The sequence below is a fragment of the Bacillus sp. B25(2016b) genome (assembly GCF_001679765.1).
Lineage (GTDB): Bacteria > Bacillota > Bacilli > Bacillales > Bacillaceae_G > Bacillus_A > Bacillus_A thuringiensis_K.
In genome coordinates, this window is the sequence record NZ_CP016285.1 from 3,747,344 (window position 1) to 3,770,120 (window position 22,777).

A 22,777-nucleotide genomic window follows, 5' to 3' on the forward strand; every position below is an offset into this window, starting at 1 on the left:
TTTATTTAACTAGGAGGTTATAACAATGAGCGGAATTATAGCGACATATTTAATTCATGATGATTCACATCACTTAGAAAAAAAGGCGGAACAAATTGCACTCGGTTTAACAATTGGCTCTTGGACTCATTTGCCACATTTATTGCAAGAACAATTAAAGCAGCATAAAGGTAACGTCATTCATGTTGAGGAATTAGCTGAACATGAACATACCAATTCGTATTTACGTAAAAAAGTAAAACGCGGAATTATTAAAATCGAATATCCGCTATTAAACTTCAGTCCAGATTTACCAGCGATTTTAACGACTACATTTGGAAAGCTATCACTTGATGGCGAAGTAAAATTAATTGACTTAACTTTTTCAGACGAGTTAAAAAAATATTTTCCTGGTCCAAAATTCGGGATAGATGGTATTCGAAATCTTTTACAAGTGCATGATCGTCCCCTTTTAATGAGTATTTTTAAAGGAATGATTGGACGAAACATTGGGTATTTAAAAACACAATTACGCGATCAAGCAATTGGTGGTGTAGATATAGTAAAAGATGATGAAATATTATTTGAAAATGCATTAACACCACTTACGAAACGCATTGTATCCGGAAAAGAAGTTTTACAATCTGTCTACGAAACATACGGACATAAAACGTTATATGCTGTAAATTTAACAGGACGAACTTTTGATTTAAAAGAAAATGTAAAACGTGCAGTAGAAGCTGGAGCTGATATTCTATTATTTAACGCATTTGCTTACGGACTAGATGTACTACAATCACTTGCAGAAGATGATGAAATCCCAGTTCCTATTATGGCACATCCTGCTGTAAGTGGTGCTTATTCAGCATCCAAGTTATATGGAGTTTCATCTCCATTATTACTTGGAAAGCTACTACGTTATGCTGGGGCTGACTTTTCATTATTCCCATCTCCATACGGAAGTGTTGCGCTAGAAAAAGAGGAGGCTCTTGCTATCTCAAAATATTTAACTGAAGACGATGCATTTTTCAAGAAGAGCTTTTCTGTTCCGTCTGCTGGTATTCATCCTGGTTTCGTTCCCTTTATTGTACGAGATTTCGGTAAAGATGTTGTTATTAATGCTGGTGGCGGGATACACGGACATCCAAATGGAGCGCAAGGCGGGGGTAAAGCTTTCCGTACTGCAATTGATGCTACTTTGCAAAATAAACCGCTCCATGAAGTAGACGACATAAATTTGCATAGTGCACTACAAATATGGGGAAATCCCTCTCATGAGGTGAAACTATGAGTATTCAAGTATTTTGTGATTTCGATGGCACGATTACAAATAATGATAACATTATGTCCATTATGGAAAAATTCGCACCACCAGAAGCCGAAGAAGTAAAGAATAAAATTTTATCACAAGAACTATCCATTCAAGAAGGTGTTTCTCAATTATTTCAATTAATACCTACTAATCTGCACGATGATATTATTCAATTTTTAATAGAAACTGCTGAAATCCGTAGTGGTTTTCATGAGTTTATACAATTCGTAAAGGAAAATAACATTTCTTTTTACGTGATATCAGGTGGAATGGATTTCTTCGTCTATCCACTCTTACAAGGAATCATTCCAAAAGAGCAAATTTATTGTAATGAAACAGACTTTTCAGCAGAGTTTATTACAGTTAAATGGCCTCATTCTTGTGATGATCATTGCCAAAATCATTGCGGATTATGTAAATCATCATTAATCCGTAAATTAAGTGATACAAATGACTTTCATATTGTAATTGGAGATTCTATTACTGATTTACAAGCCGCGAAACAAGCGGATAAAGTATTCGCTCGCGATTTTCTTATTACAAAGTGTGAAGAAAATCATATTGCTTATACACCGTTTGAAACATTTCAAGATGTGCAAGCTGAATTAAAACTTTTGTTGGAGGTGAAATTATGAAACAACTTTTTCGTCAATGGTATGACTTGAGCGAGATAAAAAAAGAATTAACAACACGAAATTGGTTCCCGGCAACAAGTGGTAATATTTCTATAAAGGTTAGTCATGAACCACTTACTTTTCTTATTACAGCAAGCGGTAAAGATAAAACAAAAACCACTCCAGATGATTTTCTATTAGTAGATCATGTAGGAGTTCCCGTTTTAGAGACTGAATTACGCCCTTCAGCAGAAACAATATTGCATACACACATTTATAACAATACGAATGCCGGGTGTGTACTTCATGTTCATACAACTGATAATAATGTCATCACAAATTTATATAGTGATGCAGTCACACTTCAAAATCAAGAAATTATTAAAGCTCTCGATATTTGGGAAGAAGGTGCAACAATTCAAATTCCTATTATTGAAAACCATGCCCATATCCCAACACTTGGAGAAAACTTCCGAAAGCATATACAAGGAGATTCGGGAGCAATATTGATTCGTAACCACGGTATTACCGTATGGGGCCGAGATAGCTTTGATGCAAAGAAGAGATTAGAAGCTTATGAGTTTCTATTCCAATTTCATATAAAACTATTATCAATTCAAGGAGGCGTTTCTAATGGCGCAAATTCGTATTCATGAAGTAAATACTCGCATTGAAAATGAAGTGGAAGTATCTAAATTTCTACAAAAGGAAGGCGTTTTATATGAGAAATGGAATATTTCTAAACTTCCTACTCATTTAAATGAAAATTATTCTTTAACAGATGAAAACAAAGCTGAAATATTAGCTGTGTTTTCAAAAGAAATTGCTGATGTTTCAGCACGCCGAGGTTATAAAGCGCATGATGTAATTTCACTTTCAAATAGCACACCTAACCTTGACGAACTATTAATTAATTTTCAAAAAGAACACCATCATACTGATGATGAAGTTCGCTTTATTGTTAGTGGTCATGGCATCTTTGCCATTGAAGGAAAAGACGGAACATTCTTTGACGTTGAACTTGAGCCAGGTGATCTCATATCTGTTCCTGAAAATGCAAGACATTATTTTACTTTGCAAGATGATCGCCAAGTTGTAGCTATTCGTATTTTTGTTACAACTGAAGGCTGGGTTCCAATCTATTAAGGTAGTTAGTTGAATAAAAGGACTTGGATCCCCTTTTCCAAACTTTTATTCACTCTACATATATACATCCTCCTATGGAACAGGCTTATTTCATTTTGAAATAAGCCTGATTTTTTATTTACTTGAAAGTACCATTTCATCACAAATTTAACACCTTAATTTTTTCAAGTGCATTTTTTGAACATTTATTGAATTTTTTCTGAAAATTCTGTTTTATATGTGATATACTACAATTAACTAAGAAGGAAAAGAATATCGCAAACAGAGGGGGATAATCATGAGCTTACTTATCGCACTTATACTTGGAGTTACATGTGGAGCATTTCCTGTTATTTTAGGAGCTATTATGGAAGAGTTAGAAATTGGTGTTTTAGGATTTGTCGCATCTTGTGTAAGCGCTTTATTATTTGGTTTATTCGGCGCTATTCCTGTTTCAATTCTGTGTGCTTTTTATATAATACGCCATGCTCGTACAAAACAATTTGGTCCTAATCACATCGCACAAATTATCCCGTTCCCGGTTGAACGATGCCGCCGTGCTTCTAACTTATAATTATAAAAATTAAAGATGGCTAAATAAATAAAAGTCCTCAAATGAGGACTTTTATTTATTTTCTTCTAGAAATTGAAACAATTCTTGTAGATGTAGGGCATCTTCACCATAGCTAACAGATACATGAAATATACCATCAATCTCAGCTTGCATATAAAGATCCACTCCATCACGATCATATTTCAATGCCAAATAAAACTCCATTTCTTCTAACATCTTTTTTGAGGTTCGAATTACATAATGCCCCTTCTCATCTCTTCCATATTCAAATTCTGGTTCAAAATCATATTTTTGTTTAAAAGCTTCTTTTTGTTTTTCATTGATTTGCATACAAGTAGCTCGCTGTAAAGTATCAATCATCTCATCAAACTTTTGAAAGTCCACCTCGTTTACCCCCTTATATATTTTTTATATAATACTTGTGTTCCACTATTTTCTTCGCCACCCTTAATTAACTCTTCATACAATTCTTTCGCCAAACTTAAGCCTGGAACTGGTAATTGTAATTTTTCTGCTTCCTCTAAAGCAATTTTCATATCTTTCATAAAATGCTTTACATAAAATCCTGGCTCAAAGTCTCCTTTTAACATTCGAGGAGCTAAATTACTTAATGACCAGCTACCTGCTGCCCCTGTTGAAATACTCTCTAACACTTTATCTGGATTCAGTCCAGCCTTCTTCGCGTAAGCAACAGCCTCACATACTCCAATCATATTGGAAGCAATCGCAATTTGATTGCACATTTTTGTATGTTGTCCACTCCCAGCCGGTCCTTGTAATTGAATGTTTGTTCCTAACTTTTCAAGTAAAGGTAAGCATCTATCATATATTTCTTTCTCTCCACCTACCATAATTGCGAGTTTTGCTTCTTTCGCGCCAACATCTCCTCCTGAGACAGGTGCATCTAACGTATATATTTTTTTGCTTTTTGCAACTTTATTAATACGTTTTGCTAAAGTAGGTGTAGATGTCGTAAAGTCAATTGCTATCGTACCTTCTTTTGCATGTTCTATAATTCCTTCTATACCAAAATACACTTCTTCTACATCATGTGGATATCCAACCATTGTCATTACAATATCAACTTGCTTCACTAACTCTTTTGGCGTATCACACCAATGTGCACCATCTTGTACTAACGAATCTGTTTTTGCCTTCGTTCTATTATATACATATACTTTATGACCATCCTGCATTAAGTGATAAACCATACTTTTTCCCATTACGCCAATACCAATGAAACCTATTGATAAAGTTTTATGTTCCATTTTCTCATCCCCTTTGTTCTAATAAATCATTTACCATCTTTCGGAACTCTTTATTAAAGTCATCATCCATACTATTTTTCACATTTGAAAATAACATAACAAAAGTTCCTTTTTCTTTATTAAAATTATTGAAAGTGTTCCAACCAGATAATACACCATGATTATGAAAATAATCTGGATATATATAAAAACTAAATGCATATTTCCGTTCCGCTGAAGGTGAAAACATTGTTTGTATACTTTGTTCAGAAAGAAGTTTTCCATTTATAATTGCTTCGTCTAATTTCTTCATATCTCCAACTGTCGTATACATCTCACCACAACCATATAGCCAATCCATGCCTAGCTTTTGTGCTGGTACAAGCTCTTGATTTTTTTTCACATAACCCTTTGTAAAATTTTTATCTCCAGGCACCATATTTCCCATGCCGGATTCATACATATCTGCTTTTACAAATATATTTTCTTTTATGTAATCTCCTAAAGGTTTTTTCGATATATGTTCTATTATATAAGCAAGCACCATATAATTATAATCTGTATATCTCCAACCTGTTCCTGCAGGAAATTCTAAATTTTGACGTCCAATCCAATTAATTAACTGTAAACGGGAAGCAGCATTAACATTGCCTTTTGCGTGTTCAGGTAAACCAGAGGTATGCGTTAATAAATGATATAGCGTAATATTTTTATTCTCCGGAAATGAAGGAATATATTTATTTACATTATCTTGAATATTCAATTTCCCTTGTTCTTGCAACTGTAAAATAGATGTGGCAACCACTGTTTTCGTAATAGAACCGATACGATATTTTGTCTGAGGCGTATTTTCAATTTTATTTTGAACATCAGCATACCCATATCCTTTATTCAAAATAACATGCTCTTTATCTGTTACCAAAACTGTTCCATTGAATTGCTTTCCGACTAAATATTGATCTAATTTTTGAGATATGCTAGCATAATCAATTTGTTGCTCTTCTTTTTCTTCTATATTCCCTTGTACTTCCGATTCAATAGTAGGATTCACTTTAGTTGTTAATACAGTGTTTTCCTTTATATTGGGGCTAACAAGAAAATAGTATACCCCACCGCCAACTATAGCAGACAGTGAAGCCATGACCATTACTTTTTTTATCATATTGATCCTCCATAATTCCTTAGCTAAAAATTGTCCCCCTATTCTATTATCAAACAATAAAAAAAAATCGCAACAATTTGTTGCGAAAAATTACATTTTTTCTTTTCTATACACACATACTTGATTCTTCCCATTTTTTTTCGCTTCATATAATGCAATATCCGCTCGTTGCATTAATTCTTCTCTTGTAGTTCCTTGTTCATATAACGCAACTCCAAAGCTAGCTGTTAACTTTGAAATTCCAGTGAATTGCTTTGTTTCAATGAAGAATCGTAATGACTCCGCAACTTGAAATGCTTCCTTTTCTACTGTATTTGTCACTAATATAATGAATTCTTCTCCTCCCCATCTTGCAAATACATGTTGCTGCTCCATTTTAGATTTCATAAGCTCTGCAAGTTGTATTAATGCCAAATCGCCAAAATCATGACCATATGTGTCATTAACTGTTTTAAAATTATCTATATCAAATAAAATAATTGCTATTTTCTCATCAGTACGTATTACCTTTTCCCATTCTACCTCTAGTATTTGTTGAAACTTTAAACGATTATAAATCTCTGTTAATGAATCTATCATAGCAAGTCTTTCTTGTTCTTGATAGATTTCATCTAATTCTGTAATTTCCGTGCACTTTACAATAAATCTTGATAAATCTTCTGGCAATGGTGTCGCACGTAATAGAAAAGTAGATACTGTCCCTTCATAATTTAACATCTTAATTCTTCTACCGCTTGATAAAGTATCGTCTAGCCATGTTATATCATGCGTCGTCGAGTAGTATCCATTTTCTCTAATAAAATGTTCAGCAAATACTAAATGTTGCTCACGATAGGCAAACAAATTTTCATATCCGAAAAACGTTAAAAAATTTGTATTACAATCAACAATTTCATCATCTTCTACTATAAATAATAAATCATTTTGAAAATCAAACATCGTTTGAAGCAGTTCCTGTTGCAAACTAACTTGCCTTACTAAAGAAAGTTGATACAAACTCTTATTCACTTCTTCTAACACTGCTTGCGGAGTTACAGGGGCTATTACAATATTACGTATTCCTAATGCGAGTACATCTGTAAATTCTTTTGTTATTTGTTGATCCCAAATGACAATAAATGTACTTTGCAAGGTATACATATTCTTTATATATTTTATTTGAGAATAATCTGTTACATACATAATTATAATGTGCGGTTTCGTTCTTTGAAATAATAATTCGCCCTCTTCAAAACTATTTGCTATAAACATACATTTTGGATGAATATTTTCTATCGTTTGTTGATGTTTACATCCATTTTCTATATAAAGGACATTTAACTGCAAATCTTGTAACACATTTTGGAAAACCGTATTCTCTAATAAAAAATGTAGTATGTTCATCACTAGTCTTCACTCACTTCATATATCTTGTTCTACTGAATTCCTCACAAACATTTTTAAAAGACTATTACCCAATAAACTTTAATTTGTGAGAGATACATATTAACAAGCTAATTGAGAATGTTATCTTCCCTTTTCACTCTATAAATTCCTTTTTTAGTGTATGATTATAGGAATTATATCGTTTGTATGAATGCCCTAGCTTATTTCTTAAAACTTGACAATTAAAATAAAGATATTATATTCTTAAATTCGATAACTTACAAAATGTAAGTAATATATATTGCGTTTTCCCGATAATTTTATATGCAATTTGGAGGATATATAATGACAAACGACAACTTTTTTAACGTTCTATATGAACGCACATCTACACGTGCATTCAACCCAAATAAAGAAATCTCATCTACAGAATTACACGAGATTTTAAAAGCCGCAGCACAAGCACCTTCCGCTTGGAACTTACAACACTGGAAATTCCTTGTTTTTCAAGGTGAAGATGTACAAAAACGATTACACCCGATAGCTTATAACCAACAACAAATTCTTGATGCTTCTGCAGTAGTCGCTATTTTAGGTGATTTAGAAGCTTATAAAAATGTTGAGCCAGTATATGGTCCAATTGTAGAACAAGGATTTATGAAAGAAGAAGCAAAAGAACGCTTAGCTAAAAATATTGAATCTGCATATGCTCGTGAACAATTCTCAAGAGATGCTGCCTTTTCAAATGCATCTTTAGCAGCAATGCAACTTATGCTTGCAGCTAAAGCGACTGGTTGGGACACTTGTGCTATTGGTGGCTTTAATCCACAAGCACTGACAGACGAATTTAACGTTTCATCTCGTTACGTTCCAATTATGCTTATTACAATTGGTGAATCAACTTTAAAAGGCCACCCTGCACCACGTATGAGCGTAGAGCAAGTGAGCGAGTGGGCAAAATAATAAAAAACGAAGGTAACTACGTTGCCTTCGTTTTTTTATTTCCTGTCACACTTTTGTAATATTACTACAAATCATTCGACATTTATACTTATGGAAAAGTATATTCTATTCCCTCCTCATAAGTAAACGTGACGTTTCGTGTCGAATTTTGTTAAGGTGTTGAAATATACCCGTGTATTTTTGTTACAATTGTGATACAATGATAACAAATAGATAACAAGAGAGGGATTTTCATTGAGTTCATACGGAAGCTTTATCGCACTTTTATGCTACATAGTAACTGTACTGCTTCTATATTTTATTGGTGATGCCGCAAACATCTCCATTTTACAATTCCCAAAAGAAGAAGCATTCCAATTAGAATCAGAAAAACATACTGCACGATCCATTGTACCACTACTCCTAGCTCTTCCTGTATATATCATCGTTTTATATAAAAGTAAAAAAGTGTAAAGGCTACCCATTTCATTTATTTCGGTGGTTTTTACATTTTTTTGTTATATTACCCCTATTTTAAACATCATTCCATACTAAACACCCAGCTAGTCATTTAAAATGAGAAAATCCCCTAGAAAAAATTCCACTCTCTGTCCAGTCACTTACTACCGAACTTACATAGATTATAAGTGTGAAGGGGGTGATGAGGATTATGTTTGGATCATTTGGATGCTGTGATAACTTTAGAGACTGTCATCATCATGAAAGAGAGCGCGACCATCGTGAGAAGGAGAGAGAGGTTAAGCCACAACAACCAGCTGTATGTAACGTACTTGCTAGCATTTCAGTTGGAACAGAGCTTTCTCTATTAAGCGTTAAAGGTGTTGGATCTTTCAACAATGTAATTTTTGAAGGTTTCTGTAACGGTGTTGCTCTTTTCTCTGCTTTAGCTCGTAATAACAATGACAAAGACAATAAAGATAACAACAAAGATGATAAGCACAATCAAAACCGAAATACTTTTACTGGTATTTTACGTGTATGCCCATCTGATATCGTTGCTATCGCTATCTAATTCTGTACCTTATCCTCTAGTAAGAAAATAAGATTTACTTTTCTCATAGAAAAAACCTGAGACCGATTTCAATCGACTCAGGTTTTTTTATTACTTATATGCTTTTAACTAGTTCAACAACTTCTTCAGCAGTTGACATCATTAATGCTTTTTCTGCTAATGTTTCCATTTCTGTTTTTGACAACTTGCTTAGTTGTGTTCTTGCAGGAAGAATAGATGTTGCACTCATACTGAACTCATCTAAACCTAATCCTAATAATAATGGAATAGCAAGTGAATCGCCCGCCATCTCACCACACATACCAGCCCATTTGCCTTCTTTATGAGCAGCATCGATAACCATTTTTACAAGACGTAAAATAGATGGGTTATATGGTTGGTATAAGTAAGATACTTGTTCGTTCATACGGTCTGCAGCCATTGTGTATTGGATTAAATCATTTGTTCCAATAGAGAAGAAGTCAACTTCTTTCGCAAATTGATCTGCTAATACTGCTGAAGCTGGGATTTCAACCATCATACCAACTTCAATAGAATCAGAAACAGTTGTACCCGCTTCTACAAGTTTCGCTTTCTCTTCTAATAAAATTGCTTTCGCTTGACGGAACTCATCAAGAGTTGCAATCATTGGGAACATAATTTTTAAGTTACCGTATACGCTAGCACGAAGTAATGCACGAAGTTGTGTACGGAACACATCTTGCTCATCAAGACATAAGCGAATTGCACGGTATCCTAAGAATGGGTTCATTTCTTTTGGTAAATGTAAGTATGGAAGCTCTTTATCTCCACCGATATCAAGTGTACGAACAACGACTGGTTGACCCTCTTTTACACCTTCAAGAACTGCTTTATACGCTTCGAACTGCTCTTCTTCTGTTGGAAGATTGTCACGGCCCATGTATAAGAATTCTGTACGGTATAAGCCAACGCCTTCTCCGCCATTATCGATAATACCTTGTACATCATTTGGTGTTCCGATATTTGCAACAAGCTCAACGTGATGTCCGTCACTTGTTACAGTAGCTTGGTCTTTTAATTTTGCCCATTCAGCTTTTTGCTCTTCAAATTTCGCTTTCTTTTCTTCAAACGAACGAAGAGTTTCTTCTGATGGGTTTACAATTACTTCTCCATCTAAACCGTCAATGATAACGATATCGCCGTTTTGGATTTTTTCCATAACAACTTTCGTACCAACAACAGCTGGAATTTCCATAGAACGAGCCATAATTGCAGAGTGAGATGTACGTCCACCGATATCAGTAGTAAAACCTTTTGCATACTTACGGTTTAACTGAGCTGTATCAGATGGTGTTAAATCTTCAGCAATGATGATTACCTCTTCAGAAATTGTACCAGGATTTGAGAAGTTAATTCCTAGTAAATGTGCAAGAACGCGTTTTGTTACGTCACGAATGTCCGCAGCACGTTCTTTCATATATTCGTTATCCATGTTTTCAAACATAGAAATAAACATTGATGCAACTTCATCCATTGCAAATTCAGCATTTACTTTTTCGCTATTTACTTTATCTTTTACTGGGTTTACTAGTTCTGGATCATTTAACACTAATAAATGTGCTTCAAAGATCGCAGCTTTGTCAGCACCTAGTTCAGCAAATGCGTGGTCTTTAATAGCTTCTAATTCAGTTTTTGCTTTCTCAAGCGCAGCGTCTAAGCGTGCAATTTCTGCAGCTTCGTTTGTAATTGATTTCTTTTCGATGTTAAATTCAGGATTTTCAAGTCTGAAAGCCTTTGCAATAGCAATCCCACTTGATGCAGCGATCCCTTGAATATTAAGAGTCATTATTCTCCTAATCCTTCGTTTTTCATAGTTTCTTCGATAGCTGCTAGTGCTTGAGCTGCATCATCACCATTTGCAGTGATTTTAATTTCTGCGTTTTGTTGAATGCCTAAAGACATAACGCCCATGATTGATTTTAAATTAACGTTCTTTCCGTTATACTCTAAGTTAATGTCAGAACCGAATTTGCTTGCAGTGTTTACAAGTAGAGTTGCTGGACGAGCATGAATTCCTGAGTCGCTAGTTACTTTAAAGATTTTTTCCATGATAATTTATCTCCTTTAAATTACAGTATTTTTTAGTTGTATAGACGTGAGTACTACACCATCTATTGTATATAATAGGCGATGTTCGGTCAACCACATCGCCTATTATAATTATAAACATTTTGCGTCAAATTCCTACTGAATGTCAATAATAGCGGTTTCGCCCTTCTTAACATTTCCATCTTTTTTCAATTCGACTTGTTGCCCTTGTTGTAAGTTTGTAAAGACAATTGGTGTAATGATAGATGGTGCATTTTCTTTTACAAATGCAAGATCTACTTTTAATAATGGTTGGCCTTGTTTCACCTTGTCGCCTTGTGCTACAAGCGCTTCAAAACCTTCACCATTTAATTTTACAGTATCAATACCAAAGTGGATTAAAATTTCTTTTCCGCCTTCAGATTGAATACCAATCGCATGTTTTGTAGGGAATACATTGACAATCTCACCATTAACTGGAGAAACTACTGTTCCTTCAGTTGGCTCAATTGCAAATCCATCTCCCATCATTTTTCCTGAGAATACTTGGTCAGGTACTTCTGTAATCGGTAAGATTTTCCCTTCAATTGGTGATACAATTGTTTCATTTTCATCAACTTTTTGAGGAGTTTCTTCCACTTTTACAGGTTCTTCTTTTTCAACATGAGGTGTACGGCCTGACATAATATCATGAATTTGTGATTTTAATGTGTCAGATTTCGGTCCGAAAATAGCTTGAATGTTATTTCCAACTTCAAGTACACCAGCTGCTCCAAGTTCTTTTAAGCGGTCTTTGTTTACATTCTTTTGTTCGTTAACTTGAACACGTAAACGAGTAATACAAGCATCTAAAGAAGCAATGTTTTCTTTACCACCAAGTGCTACTAATACTTCACGAGGAAGTTCGCCTGCTTCTGCTTTTCCTGCGCCGTCATTTGCATTTGCCACTTCACGACCAGGTGTTTTTAGATTCCATTTACGAATTGCAAAGCGGAATCCGAAGTAGTAAATAACTGCTAGTACAAGACCAACAATAATTACCCACCACCATGCTGTACGGCCTGGTAGTACACCGAATAATAGGAAGTCAATTAAACCACCAGAGAATGTCATACCAATTTTAACACCTAAAATTTGCATTGTCATAAATGATAGACCAGCAAATACAGCGTGAATTCCGAATAATACTGGCGCTACGAATAAGAATGAAAATTCAAGTGGCTCTGTAATACCTGTTAAGAAAGATGTTAATGCTGCAGAACCTAAAATACCTGCTGCTAATTTTTTATTTTCTGGACGTGCTTCATGGTACATTGCTAAAGCTGCTGCTGGAAGACCAAACATCATGAACGGATACTTACCAGTTGTAAATGTACCTGCTGTTAATTCTACACCGTCTTTTAACTGTGCCATAAAGATTTTTTGGTCACCACGGATTAATTCGCCAGCTGCATTTGTATACTGACCGAATTCGAACCAGAACGGTGAATAGAAAATGTGATGTAATCCAAATGGAATTAATGAACGTTCAATTAAACCAAATATAAATGCTGCGATTGTTCTATTTGCATCAATCATTTGATGTGAGAACGTGTTTAAGCCACCTTGAATGTATGGCCAAATGAAGCACATGATAATACCTACTATTAAAGAGAATGTTGCAGTTGCGATCGGTACGAAACGCTTACCTGCAAAGAAACCTAAGTATGATGGTAATTCAATGTTGAAGTATTTATTATAGCAATATGCCGCTACTATCCCGACGATAATACCACCAAATACTCCTGTTTGTAGCGTTGGAATACCTAATACGTTTGCATACGCTGGATCTGCAAATCCAATTTTTACTGGGTCTGCTCCAGAACTTGTTACTTTCACTAGCTTATCTACTTCTAAGAACACACTCATCGTTTTGTTCATAATTAAGTAGCCGACGAATGCTGCTAAACCAGCTACTCCGTCTCCACCAGCTAAACCAATTGCTACCCCAACTGCGAATAATAATGCAAGGTTAGCGAAAATAATATCACCAGATTGTTCCATAATTTTTGCAACCATTACGAACCAATCTGCTTTTAAAGCAGGAATAACATTTGTTAACTGTGGATTTTGAAATGCATTACCAAATCCAAGTAAAATACCTGCCGCCGGTAAAATCGCTACTGGAAGCATTAACGCTTTCCCGACTTTTTGAAGAACACCAAAGATCTTCTTAAACATGGAAACCCTTCCTCTCTTATCTATATTGATACCTTCCGACAAACGCCAAAAAGACATGAGGAAAAAAAGATAGAACGATAGCTATACAAAGGGTAGTATATCCCTTTCTCTAGCTTACATTCCTTACTTTTCTCCACTCATGCCTGATCGAATCAGTAACACGTGTCAAAAATAGGTTTACGTATAAGTTCACTATAATTAAGGCAAACGTTTTCGTTACTCACCTTAATGTGTTTGTCGAAATTTGTATAACTTTGCAATAGTTATTATACATAACTATTGTAAGCGATTCAATCATTTTTTTTAACGTTTTCATTTTAGACAAAAATATATAACTTTTTACACATGCTCTGCCTTTACTAAGCGTTGCAAGTGCATCGTTAAATAAATACTTTCAGCTTCATATACAGGTAGTTGCAACTCTTTTTGCATGACCTTAACTAGCTTCCAAGCCAAGTTATAGCAAACTGGATACTCGGCCTTTAATAAATCAGCAAAACTTTGTGATTCCTCTACTTTTTCTCCTTTTTTCACCCTCTCAATAGCATATTGAAGATGACGAATAAGACGTAAATAATGAATGCTCTCTTGATCTAATGTAATTTGTAAGTTTGTCTCAATTAAAGATACAAGTTGTGCAATGAGACGGGAGTTTTGATTAACTGAAGATAAATCAGAATTTGTAAGCGAACTGTAAATGTGAAGTGCAATAAAACCAATTTCTCCTTCAGGCAATGCAATTTGCAAACGAGAATTTAAAAGTTCTACAACACCTTCCGCAATTTCATATTCCTCTGGATAGAGCATTTTTGTTTCAACTAAAAAAGGATTATCAATTGTAAGTCCTTGTTTTAACCTTTTAATCGCAAATGAAATATGATCTGTTAACGCAATATGAATATGTTCATTTAGTGGAGATTTCGCTTTCCCTTGAATGTACAGCATAATATCGTTCATCAATTCAATTAATTTTTCACTAATATGCGGCACTAATAATTTGTACTGTTCACGATCACGTTCATTTTTTAAGACAAACATTTTTTCGATTTGTTCTTGCTCCAAGACATCTTTCGCTTTTTTCCCAAATCCAATTCCTTTACCAATCACTACTACTTCCTCGTGTTCCGGATGGCTAGCAATGATGACATTATTATTTAAAACTTTTTTAATTTCTAGATAATTACTCATATAACACCACCCTCGTACTTAAATAGCCTACTTTTATGTTACAGAATATTCTTCTTTGTCGTCAATGTAAAACATCTGCCATTTAATAAAAATTCATTTTTTAGACATGTTTATATATGATGCGTATAATGTAAGAGCAACTGTACATAGAAAGGGGATAACAGCATGATTAAAATGTTTGTAAGTGATATCGATGGTACAATGATGCAACACGGAGGTCTTATTGACGAACAAGATGTTGCGGCACTGCGCAGCCTTGCCGAGCAAAATGTTATTCTTTGCTTCGCTTCCGGAAGACTTGATAATGAAATTGCAGACTTAATGAAAGCTGTAAATACAAATTTTCATCGTATTAGTGTAAATGGTGTTTTTGTATATACACATGAAAATAAACAGCTATTATCTGCAACTTTTGATTCCAGCATACTTCCCGATTTGTTAGCTATGACGAATGAAGATCCTTATTTCCGTTATGTAAGTGATGAACATAATTATTACATTGAAGAGAAAACACCTTTTATTCAAGAACTTGAACAACAGGTAACTATGACTTCTGTTGAAGAACCAAACTTACTACAGAAAATTGATGATACAATTTTCCCAAATAAAATTTCTGTCGGTGGAACAAAGGAGAACTTACAACTCCTTCAGAAAAAAATTGATGAAAAATTCCACGGGAAAGTTAGTACTTTCATCTCTGCAGAACAATGTTTAGATGTAATGCCACCAAATGTTAGTAAAGGCTCTGCCATTTCTGTTTTATTAAATGAGTTTCAAATAAAACCTGAGGAAATTGCTTGTATAGGGGATTCATATAATGACATTCCTATGTTTTCTTTAACTCCTCACAGTTTTGCTATGTCGCAAGCAGATGATGCAGTAAAAAATCACGCTCACTATGTAGTAAATCACGTCAAAGATGCTGTTAACCACGTAATTACTCATAATAAAAATACGACTCATTCCTTATAAGGATGAGTCGTATTTTTATTTCTTTACATGTTAACCATTTTCAATTCCACTGTACTTCACAAACTGAAATATACTATTTGTTACGTGCGATATTCGTAATAAATTTATAACGATCTCCACGATAAATACATTTCACGTACTCTAGCGGTACCTCACCTTCTGAATATGACCATTGACGCATGACAAGTACAGGCGCCTTTTTAGGAATATGCAGATGTTCAGCTTCATTTTCCGTCGCAACGGAAGCTTCAATTGACTGAGTAGCGCTAACAAGTTTAAAGCCCAGTTTTTTCTCTAAATGTTCATATAAAGATTGTTGCAATATCTCTTCGTTAATATCTTTTACAAGAGCTGGCGACAAATATGTCGTCTCAAAAGCAATCGGTTCATCATCAGCTAAGCGAATACGCCTCACTTCATAAACCGATTCCCCCTCCTGTATTCTTAACCGGTCTGCTATTTTAGCAGTAGCTGGAACTAGGCGGAAACTAAGTAATTGACTACTTGGATTCATTCCACGAGAAATCATGTCTTCTGTGAATCCCGTCATTCCTTGCAACTTTTGTTCCACTTTCGGAAGTTGGACAAATGTTCCAATTCCACGCTTCCGATATAAATAGCCTTGTTCCACTAAATTATTAATCGCCTGTCTGATTGTCATACGACTCACTTCGAACTTATCACAAAGTTCATTCTCAGATGGGATTTTATCTCCCGGCTTCCATTCGCCGTCCTCAATTAGCTGTTTCACCCACTCTTGAATCTGATAATAGATCGGAAATGGTGAATACTTGTCGATGTTCATCAGCAATCGCCTCACTGCATAAAGATAGAGCTTCTTGATCAGCGATTACGGTTACATTCGGATGACGTTGTAAAACTGTAGCCGGACACTCTTCACTATATTCACCTTGCAATAATTCTTTAACAGCTTCTGCCTTTTTAGAACCCATCGCAACAAGTAGAACTTGTTTCGCTTTCATAATGCTTCCAATTCCCATTGTAATCGCATGAGTTGGCACATCTTCTTCTTTTTCGAAGAAGCGAAGGTTTGCTTGGCGTGTAGATTCTGTTAATTCAACAATGTTTGTTGGAGAATTAAACGGTGTTCCTGGCTCATTAAATCCGATGTGACCGTTTTCACCGATTCCAAGAATCTGTAGGTCAACTGGGTTAGCAGCTAGAATGCTCTCGTAACGTTTGCACTCTTCCTCTAAATCACTTGCCATCCCGTTTGGTACATAAGTTTGTTTAAATGGAAGATGATCAAACAACTGTTCTTGCATGAAATAGTGATAGCTGTTTTTATCTTCATGTGGTAAATTTACGTACTCATCTAAGTTTACAGTGGTTACACGGCTTGTATCAAGTTTATTTTTTCGTATTTCTGCATAAATACCTAATGGAGAGCTTCCTGTAGCCATTCCTAATGTTGGATTTTCTTTTGTTTTTACAACTTCTTCAATTAATTTATAACCTGCTTCTGCTAATTCTTCTGGAGTTTTTACAACAAGAATATTCATTTAATTACTTCCCTTCCTTCATATGAATTCCTAAACGAACCGTATCATATACATGTAAATCTTCATTCATCACAACAAAGTCTGCATCTTTTCCTACCGCTAATGCACCTTTATTATTTAATCCAAACTCTTCTGCTTGGTTAACTGATGTCATCAGTACTGCATCTTCGATTGAACAACCTGTAAATTCAATTACATTTCGGAAAGCTTGATCCATTTTTAGGATACTACCAGCTAACGTTCCATCTTCTAATCGAGCACTACCATCTTTTACATGTACTGGCTGTCCGCCAAGCTCATATAATCCATCTTCAAGACCTTTTGCACGCATTGCGTCAGTAATAACACTTACTTTTTTCGGTCCTTTTAACTTATATGCTAATTTCACCATATCAGGGTGAATATGAATACCATCTGTAATTACTTCAACCATTACATCTGGATTTAATAACACATGACCAACAACTCCTGGTTCACGGTGATGTAATCCACGCATTTGATTGTATAAATGTGTCGCATGTGTAATCTTTCTATTTTTTAGTTGTGCATCAATTGCATCTGTATGCCCCATTGTGCCAACTACACCAGTTTCAGCAAGATATTGTTCAAACTCTAATGCTCCCTCTTCTTCTGGTGCATATGTTACTAATTTAATTAAATTCCCACTTGCTTCTTGCCATTGTTTAAATTGCTCAATATTTGCAGGAACGATATGTTCAAGTGGTTGTGCACCCGCACGTTTCTTTGAAACATAAGGTCCTTCTAAGTGAATATATTCGAAATGCGCTCCTTTTTCTTTTGCTTCTTTCGCAGCAGTTAGCGCTGCTTCAATTGCCTCTGGAGCTTGTGTCATTGTTGTTGGGAAGTAAGTTGTAACCCCTTCTTTTAACATTTCTTTACCTAGAGTTACTAACCCATCGCTATTTGCATCCATCGCATCAATATCGTATCCACCATGAATATGAACATCGATCATACCTGGAATTACAATCTTCCCTGTAGCATCAAAAACAGTTTCATTTTCTTGTGGTACATATTGAGCCATCAAACCAATTTCTTTAATGGTTTCTGCGTAACGAATAAATCCGTTTTCCACTATTTCTTGACCTGTGTAAATTTTGGCATTGATGACAATTTGCGTTTTCATTTTCATCGATCCTTTCCCATGAAATACCTACTTGTTATTATTACCTTATTCGCCTAGTTCCATCTTAATATATGCACGAGTAGTTGTCTATACATTCTAATGAAATTTCCTTTTTATTCAACAGAAAAGGAAATTTCTTACGTCCCTTATAATTATAATATATATTATTCATTTTTCCAAAAAGGGACAGTATCCACCCCTAATATAGAAATCACTTCAACAATGGCATTAACCCGCTAGATTTTAACATAACATGTTCACCATCTGTTTCTATTTCTACTGTACGTTTATTTGTTCTATATACCATTATACCGTGCCTTTTCAAGCGCTTTACTACACTTTGATGAGGATGTCCATACGGATTACTACTCCCGTACGACAGAATAGCAAACTGCGGTTCCACTTTTTTTATAAACGTTTCACTTGTTGAAGTATATGAGCCGTGATGCCCCACTTTCAAAACATCTGCATGCACATCAAATTGTTTTAATATTTCATTTTCTGTCCGTACATCCGCGTCACCCATTAATAAAAAATCCGCTTTTCCATATCGTACCTTTAAAACAATTGAGGATTCATTATTTTCATCTTTTGATTTCCCGTTGTTTAATACTTGTATAGAAACATGTGGATCCAGCGGTATATATTGTCCTTCCTTTACTGAAACGAAAGGTATCCCTCTTTTTTTAATATTATTCCGATACGTATGATAAGTAAGAGAACTATATGTTTTTCCACTATCTAATATAAGCGATACCGGCATTTGCTCTACAATTGGAATTAACCCCCCTATATGATCCATATCGGGATGCGTACTGACAATTACATCTAAATGATTAATCCCTTTCTCAATTAATTTCTGAATAATAACCTCTCCTGCTTCATAAGGTCCTCCATCAATTAACATTGTTTGTCCATTTGGCATTATAATAAGTGTTGCGTCACCTTGCCCCACTTTTAAAAAGCTCACTTTCATTTTACTAAGATGTTGCCGATGCATATGTAAAGGAGACGTAGTATGAATAGACATCATATACCTTTTAGCTGATGCGCTATTTAAAGAAAAACATAATAAAACAGAAGCTAATAATAGAATAATCCGCATACCTCTCATAACTCGTCTCCTTTTTTCATTTAGTATGGCACTGTAAATAATTGATATACAAAAAAAGCTTAGCAAAATGCTAAGCTTTTATTTCGATATCTCTTGTAAGGAACCGAAGAATAAATCAGCTTCATTCATTTGTTCATTCTCTTCAGAAAGCGGTGGTAAATCATCTAATGTTTTCAATCCAAATGTGTCCAAAAATTCTTTTGTTGTTCCATATAAAATAGGCCGCCCTGGTCCTTCTGCTCTTCCCATTTCTTTTATAAGTAAATGGGAAACCAACGTTTGTAACGCCTTATCGGTTTTAACTCCTCTAATCTCTTCCATCTCAGTCCTTGTGATAGGTTGACGATATGCAACAATCGCTAACGTTTCGAGGGCAGCTTGCGAAAGCGAAGCAGCTGTTGGTGTATCCATTAATTTTTGATAATATGAAGCATGTTCTTTCTTTGTAGCAAAACGATATACTTTTGCATACTGTACAATTTGCAAACCACGGTTTGCACCTTCACATTCTTGTTGCATTTCTTCTAAAATATTAATTACTTCATTCATTTCAATTTCAAGAACTTTCGCTATTTGTTCTGGATAAATCCCTTCATCACCAGAAACAAATAAAAGGCCTTCAATAATTGACTTTTGTTCTTTCCTATCCATTTCACGAGCTCCTTCCTTCTATTTTTCCATAAAAATACACATCAAAAAACCGAATCACAATCAATGCGTTCGGTTCAATACTTTTTCTCTTGTTCCAAACGATACATTAAAACATAGCATGAGATAAAATGTTTCTATCCCATTTTCACATACTTGCTCTATGCAGATTTATTAGAGCTTGATACGAAAATTTCATCAAAATTATGTTCTTGCTCAATTGTGATTTGTTGATTTTTCATAAGTTCCAGAACTGCTAAAAATGTTACAACCATTATTTCACGTTCATCATCAACAAACAAATCATAAAAACTTTGGCGACCACCCTTTATTTTTAACTGCTTTAAAATATCAGTCATTCGTTGTTCAATTGGTATTTCTTGACGAGTAATACGTGTTGTTACAGGTTTTTTTGCCTTTTTACGGCGCATTAATTTTTGAAATGCTGCTAGCATATCATATAACGTAACATCAAGAGGTAAACTTGTCTCCTCTTCTTGTTCCAACGATGTAAAGTCAATTGGCGGACGTGTATATAGCTGTGCTCTTTCTTGTTCTCTTTCTTTTAACTCAGTAGCAACTTGCTTATATTTCTTATATTCAATTAACCTCTCCATCAATTCTTGACGAGGATCATCTATAAAATCATCACCGTTATCAAGTACATCTTCTTCATGTTTCGGCAACAACATCTTACTTTTAATTTGTAATAACGTTGCGGCCATTACTAAATACTCACTTGCAACATCTAATTGAAGTTCTTTCATCGTATGCACATAAGATAAATATTGCTCTGTAATATCTGCTACAGGAATATTATATATATCAATTTCATAACGATGTATTAAATGTAACAATAGATCCAAAGGCCCTTCAAAAGCCTCTACTTTAAAATTATATTGCACAAAGCATCCCACCACATTTTTTCTATAACAACATAAGTATAGAGCATACTCATGTTCTATCCAACCTTTTTAAGAAATTTAATTAAAAATAGACCAATGCCTATGTCATCATGCCCACCACTTCATATGATAACAGTGTAGTAAGAACAATGTAGGAGGTCAAAAAACTATGGGTCACGTTGATTGTGGTTTTAGCGGTGGGTTCGCATTACTTGTTGTACTGTTTATTTTACTAATTATTGTAGGAGCAGCTTGCTTCTGCTAATATGAACAATAACGGCTAGGGGGAAACCTCCTAGTCGTTTATTGTTCATATTTCTATGATACACTTATATGTATAACCGTTAGATAGGGGCGAAAAAACATGTATCCTACCGAATACATACAATTTTTAATTCATTTCCATGGAGATTATGACTATTTTGAATGTCACGAAATACTAGAAGAGTACTGGAAGACAAAACCAAGAGCTAATCGAGATCATTACTTAGTTGGTCTCATTCAAATTGCAGTTTCTTTATACCACCAAAGACGTGCTAACTGGAATGGTTCCACAAAAATGATGAAAAGCGCAATCACAATTTTAGAAAAAAGCGGTGTGCCTTTACAACGTTTAGGAATTAATCAAGTACAACTTCTTTCCTTGCTCAATGAAAGATTGCAATCTATCCATAAAAAAGAACGTTTTGTACCTTTATTTTTACCCTTATCAGATCCATTGTTAGAGAAGCAGTGCATAGAGTTATGTCAAAAACAAAACCTCTCTTGGAAAGACTTGAATGCTATCCCAGGTGAATATATTATAAACAAGCACACTTTGCGTGATCGCACAGAGGTCATTACTGAACGATACGAACAATTACAAAAAAGAAAGCAGAGATAATAAACTACTTATCTCTGCTTTCACGAATGTATATTTTGTTCTAGCCCTTTACATTTTTCGCAAAAACTTGCCGTTTGCTCATTTCCGCAAATTGTAAACTCAAGAAATTTACTCTTTAACTCTTGAACCATCTTCGTCCCAATCCCCACATGACGGTGAGACGGGTTCACACTCAAATGCTGAATTTCTAATACATGATTCTCTTTTTTTACAATCCCCATTATTCCAACAAAATCTTCATTTTCTTTCCACAAATACAATTGCCAATCATCTTTTGCTTCATATTCTTTCATTGTCAATTGTAATGTTTTCACATCTTTTTCAGTTGGCATAAACGAAAGAAGCCCCATTGCAATTTTTTCATAACTTTTTTTAAAACGAATTAACATAACCCTTATCCCTTCTTACAAAAGTTACAAACTAGTAATCCCCTCAATCACTCTTTTCATATCACATTCATTTTACAATATTTTCAACAGAGTGAGAAGAGTCTAAAACAACTTGATAATCATACAAAGCGAAAAGAAGAAAGTCAAATCTATGTTTCAGCACTATTCCTTTAATAAATAGAGTTAAAAAAAGAAAATTTTATATGGAATGGAAAGAAACATATCATTCAACATCACTTCATTCATAGTTACTCTAAAGCAGCACAATTCTAGCAAAATTAATATAACAAAAAATATTTGTTGAAACATATAATGTAATGTAATGTATTCTATGTAATTTGTTAAAGGTTTGTTCTCACAAGCAATATATTTTAGCAACAACACTA

Annotated in this window: 26 protein-coding genes; 11 read left to right on the plus strand and 15 right to left on the minus strand. The window is 34.6% G+C overall.

Annotation, left to right across the window (positions count from 1 at the left end):
- Positions 1 to 25: 25 nt before the first annotated feature.
- The 5 genes from mtnW (at position 26) to BAQ53_RS19010 (ending at position 3,604) form a co-directional block, all read left to right on the plus strand.
- A complete protein-coding gene (mtnW, locus tag BAQ53_RS18990; protein ID WP_208906172.1) occupies positions 26 to 1,270 on the plus strand; it encodes a 2,3-diketo-5-methylthiopentyl-1-phosphate enolase in 1,245 nt (414 codons plus the stop codon).
- Complete coding sequence (locus BAQ53_RS18995) at positions 1,267 to 1,926, plus strand: 2-hydroxy-3-keto-5-methylthiopentenyl-1-phosphate phosphatase (protein ID WP_000027462.1); 660 nt, start codon at positions 1,267 to 1,269, stop codon at positions 1,924 to 1,926. The genes mtnW and BAQ53_RS18995 overlap by 4 nt, the downstream gene beginning before the upstream one ends.
- Complete coding sequence (locus BAQ53_RS19000) at positions 1,923 to 2,561, plus strand: methylthioribulose 1-phosphate dehydratase (RefSeq protein WP_000811342.1); 639 nt, start codon at positions 1,923 to 1,925, stop codon at positions 2,559 to 2,561. The genes BAQ53_RS18995 and BAQ53_RS19000 overlap by 4 nt, the downstream gene beginning before the upstream one ends.
- A complete protein-coding gene (locus tag BAQ53_RS19005; RefSeq protein ID WP_000057326.1) occupies positions 2,539 to 3,051 on the plus strand; it encodes a 1,2-dihydroxy-3-keto-5-methylthiopentene dioxygenase in 513 nt (170 codons plus the stop codon). The genes BAQ53_RS19000 and BAQ53_RS19005 overlap by 23 nt, the downstream gene beginning before the upstream one ends.
- A 277-nt stretch (positions 3,052 to 3,328) precedes the next feature.
- Positions 3,329 to 3,604, plus strand: a complete 276-nt coding sequence (locus tag BAQ53_RS19010) for a hypothetical protein (RefSeq protein WP_000054659.1) — start codon at positions 3,329 to 3,331, stop codon at positions 3,602 to 3,604.
- Between the two features lie 51 nt (positions 3,605 to 3,655).
- Here the strand turns inward: BAQ53_RS19010 and BAQ53_RS19015 are convergent, their stop codons facing one another.
- From BAQ53_RS19015 to BAQ53_RS19030, 4 genes are all read right to left on the minus strand, one after another.
- Positions 3,656 to 3,988, minus strand: a complete 333-nt coding sequence (locus tag BAQ53_RS19015) for a DUF3909 family protein (protein WP_000347327.1) — start codon at positions 3,986 to 3,988, stop codon at positions 3,656 to 3,658.
- Positions 3,989 to 3,993: 5 nt separating this feature from the next.
- Positions 3,994 to 4,872: an NAD(P)-dependent oxidoreductase gene (locus tag BAQ53_RS19020; RefSeq protein ID WP_000400427.1), complete on the minus strand. Its 879-nt coding sequence runs from the start codon at positions 4,870 to 4,872 to the stop codon at positions 3,994 to 3,996.
- Between the two features lie 4 nt (positions 4,873 to 4,876).
- A complete protein-coding gene (locus BAQ53_RS19025; RefSeq protein ID WP_061884539.1) occupies positions 4,877 to 6,013 on the minus strand; it encodes a serine hydrolase in 1,137 nt (378 codons plus the stop codon).
- Positions 6,014 to 6,103: 90 nt separating this feature from the next.
- Positions 6,104 to 7,396: a GGDEF domain-containing protein gene (locus BAQ53_RS19030; protein WP_151521825.1), complete on the minus strand. Its 1,293-nt coding sequence runs from the start codon at positions 7,394 to 7,396 to the stop codon at positions 6,104 to 6,106.
- A 327-nt stretch (positions 7,397 to 7,723) separates the two neighbouring features.
- Here BAQ53_RS19030 and BAQ53_RS19035 point away from each other — a divergent pair, with 327 nt between their 5' ends.
- The 3 genes from BAQ53_RS19035 (at position 7,724) to BAQ53_RS19045 (ending at position 9,353) form a co-directional block, all read left to right on the plus strand.
- On the plus strand, positions 7,724 to 8,341 hold the full coding sequence (locus BAQ53_RS19035) for a nitroreductase family protein (protein WP_000180389.1): 618 nt from the start codon (positions 7,724 to 7,726) through the stop codon (positions 8,339 to 8,341).
- Positions 8,342 to 8,575: 234 nt separating this feature from the next.
- Positions 8,576 to 8,794, plus strand: a complete 219-nt coding sequence (locus BAQ53_RS19040) for a hypothetical protein (RefSeq protein ID WP_000100485.1) — start codon at positions 8,576 to 8,578, stop codon at positions 8,792 to 8,794.
- Between the two features lie 196 nt (positions 8,795 to 8,990).
- Positions 8,991 to 9,353 carry a DUF3915 domain-containing protein gene (locus BAQ53_RS19045; RefSeq protein WP_000468026.1) on the plus strand — a complete coding sequence of 121 codons (363 nt, stop codon included), beginning with the start codon at positions 8,991 to 8,993 and terminating at the stop codon, positions 9,351 to 9,353.
- A gap of 94 nt (positions 9,354 to 9,447) precedes the next feature.
- Here the strand turns inward: BAQ53_RS19045 and ptsP are convergent, their stop codons facing one another.
- The 4 genes from ptsP to glcT all read right to left on the minus strand — a co-directional run bounded on the left by ptsP (position 9,448) and on the right by glcT (position 14,810).
- Positions 9,448 to 11,160 carry a phosphoenolpyruvate--protein phosphotransferase gene (ptsP, locus tag BAQ53_RS19050; RefSeq protein ID WP_000174208.1) on the minus strand — a complete coding sequence of 571 codons (1,713 nt, stop codon included), beginning with the start codon at positions 11,158 to 11,160 and terminating at the stop codon, positions 9,448 to 9,450.
- Positions 11,160 to 11,423: a phosphocarrier protein HPr gene (ptsH, locus tag BAQ53_RS19055; RefSeq protein WP_000411080.1), complete on the minus strand. Its 264-nt coding sequence runs from the start codon at positions 11,421 to 11,423 to the stop codon at positions 11,160 to 11,162. Before ptsH ends, ptsP begins: the two co-directional genes overlap by 1 nt.
- A 135-nt stretch (positions 11,424 to 11,558) precedes the next feature.
- Complete coding sequence (gene ptsG, locus BAQ53_RS19060) at positions 11,559 to 13,622, minus strand: PTS glucose transporter subunit IIABC (RefSeq protein ID WP_000473174.1); 2,064 nt, start codon at positions 13,620 to 13,622, stop codon at positions 11,559 to 11,561.
- A gap of 339 nt (positions 13,623 to 13,961) precedes the next feature.
- Positions 13,962 to 14,810 carry a glucose PTS transporter transcription antiterminator GlcT gene (gene glcT / locus BAQ53_RS19065; RefSeq protein WP_000073857.1) on the minus strand — a complete coding sequence of 283 codons (849 nt, stop codon included), beginning with the start codon at positions 14,808 to 14,810 and terminating at the stop codon, positions 13,962 to 13,964.
- Positions 14,811 to 14,975: 165 nt separating this feature from the next.
- Here glcT and BAQ53_RS19070 point away from each other — a divergent pair, with 165 nt between their 5' ends.
- Entirely contained in the window at positions 14,976 to 15,782 is an 807-nt protein-coding gene (locus BAQ53_RS19070) for a Cof-type HAD-IIB family hydrolase (protein WP_000594242.1), read from the plus strand.
- Between the two features lie 73 nt (positions 15,783 to 15,855).
- Here BAQ53_RS19070 and phnF read toward each other — a convergent pair whose 3' ends face one another.
- The 6 genes from phnF to scpA form a co-directional block, all read right to left on the minus strand.
- Positions 15,856 to 16,587 (minus strand): phosphonate metabolism transcriptional regulator PhnF, encoded by a 732-nt coding sequence (gene phnF / locus BAQ53_RS19075; RefSeq protein WP_021727649.1) that lies wholly within the window; start codon positions 16,585 to 16,587, stop codon positions 15,856 to 15,858.
- Positions 16,517 to 17,305 (minus strand): glucosamine-6-phosphate deaminase, encoded by a 789-nt coding sequence (gene nagB / locus BAQ53_RS19080; protein ID WP_001024201.1) that lies wholly within the window; start codon positions 17,303 to 17,305, stop codon positions 16,517 to 16,519. Before nagB ends, phnF begins: the two co-directional genes overlap by 71 nt.
- A gap of 4 nt (positions 17,306 to 17,309) precedes the next feature.
- On the minus strand, positions 17,310 to 18,452 hold the full coding sequence (nagA, locus tag BAQ53_RS19085; protein ID WP_001987227.1) for an N-acetylglucosamine-6-phosphate deacetylase: 1,143 nt from the start codon (positions 18,450 to 18,452) through the stop codon (positions 17,310 to 17,312).
- 211 nt (positions 18,453 to 18,663) lie between these two features.
- Complete coding sequence (locus tag BAQ53_RS19090; protein WP_001214823.1) at positions 18,664 to 19,566, minus strand: ComEC/Rec2 family competence protein; 903 nt, start codon at positions 19,564 to 19,566, stop codon at positions 18,664 to 18,666.
- Between the two features lie 78 nt (positions 19,567 to 19,644).
- Entirely contained in the window at positions 19,645 to 20,217 is a 573-nt protein-coding gene (gene scpB, locus BAQ53_RS19095; RefSeq protein WP_000375172.1) for a segregation/condensation protein ScpB, read from the minus strand.
- Between the two features lie 158 nt (positions 20,218 to 20,375).
- Positions 20,376 to 21,119: a segregation/condensation protein A gene (gene scpA / locus BAQ53_RS19100; RefSeq protein WP_001199748.1), complete on the minus strand. Its 744-nt coding sequence runs from the start codon at positions 21,117 to 21,119 to the stop codon at positions 20,376 to 20,378.
- Between the two features lie 169 nt (positions 21,120 to 21,288).
- Here scpA and BAQ53_RS19105 point away from each other — a divergent pair, with 169 nt between their 5' ends.
- Both BAQ53_RS19105 and BAQ53_RS19110 read left to right on the plus strand, forming a co-directional pair.
- Complete coding sequence (locus BAQ53_RS19105) at positions 21,289 to 21,384, plus strand: YjcZ family sporulation protein (protein WP_000510194.1); 96 nt, start codon at positions 21,289 to 21,291, stop codon at positions 21,382 to 21,384.
- Positions 21,385 to 21,483: 99 nt separating this feature from the next.
- Positions 21,484 to 22,002, plus strand: a complete 519-nt coding sequence (locus tag BAQ53_RS19110) for a DUF309 domain-containing protein (RefSeq protein WP_208906173.1) — start codon at positions 21,484 to 21,486, stop codon at positions 22,000 to 22,002.
- Between the two features lie 20 nt (positions 22,003 to 22,022).
- On the opposite strand, the gene ribT is transcribed toward BAQ53_RS19110, so the two are convergent.
- On the minus strand, positions 22,023 to 22,391 hold the full coding sequence (gene ribT / locus BAQ53_RS19115) for a GNAT family N-acetyltransferase RibT (RefSeq protein WP_000908399.1): 369 nt from the start codon (positions 22,389 to 22,391) through the stop codon (positions 22,023 to 22,025).
- Between the last annotated feature and the right edge of the window lie 386 nt (positions 22,392 to 22,777).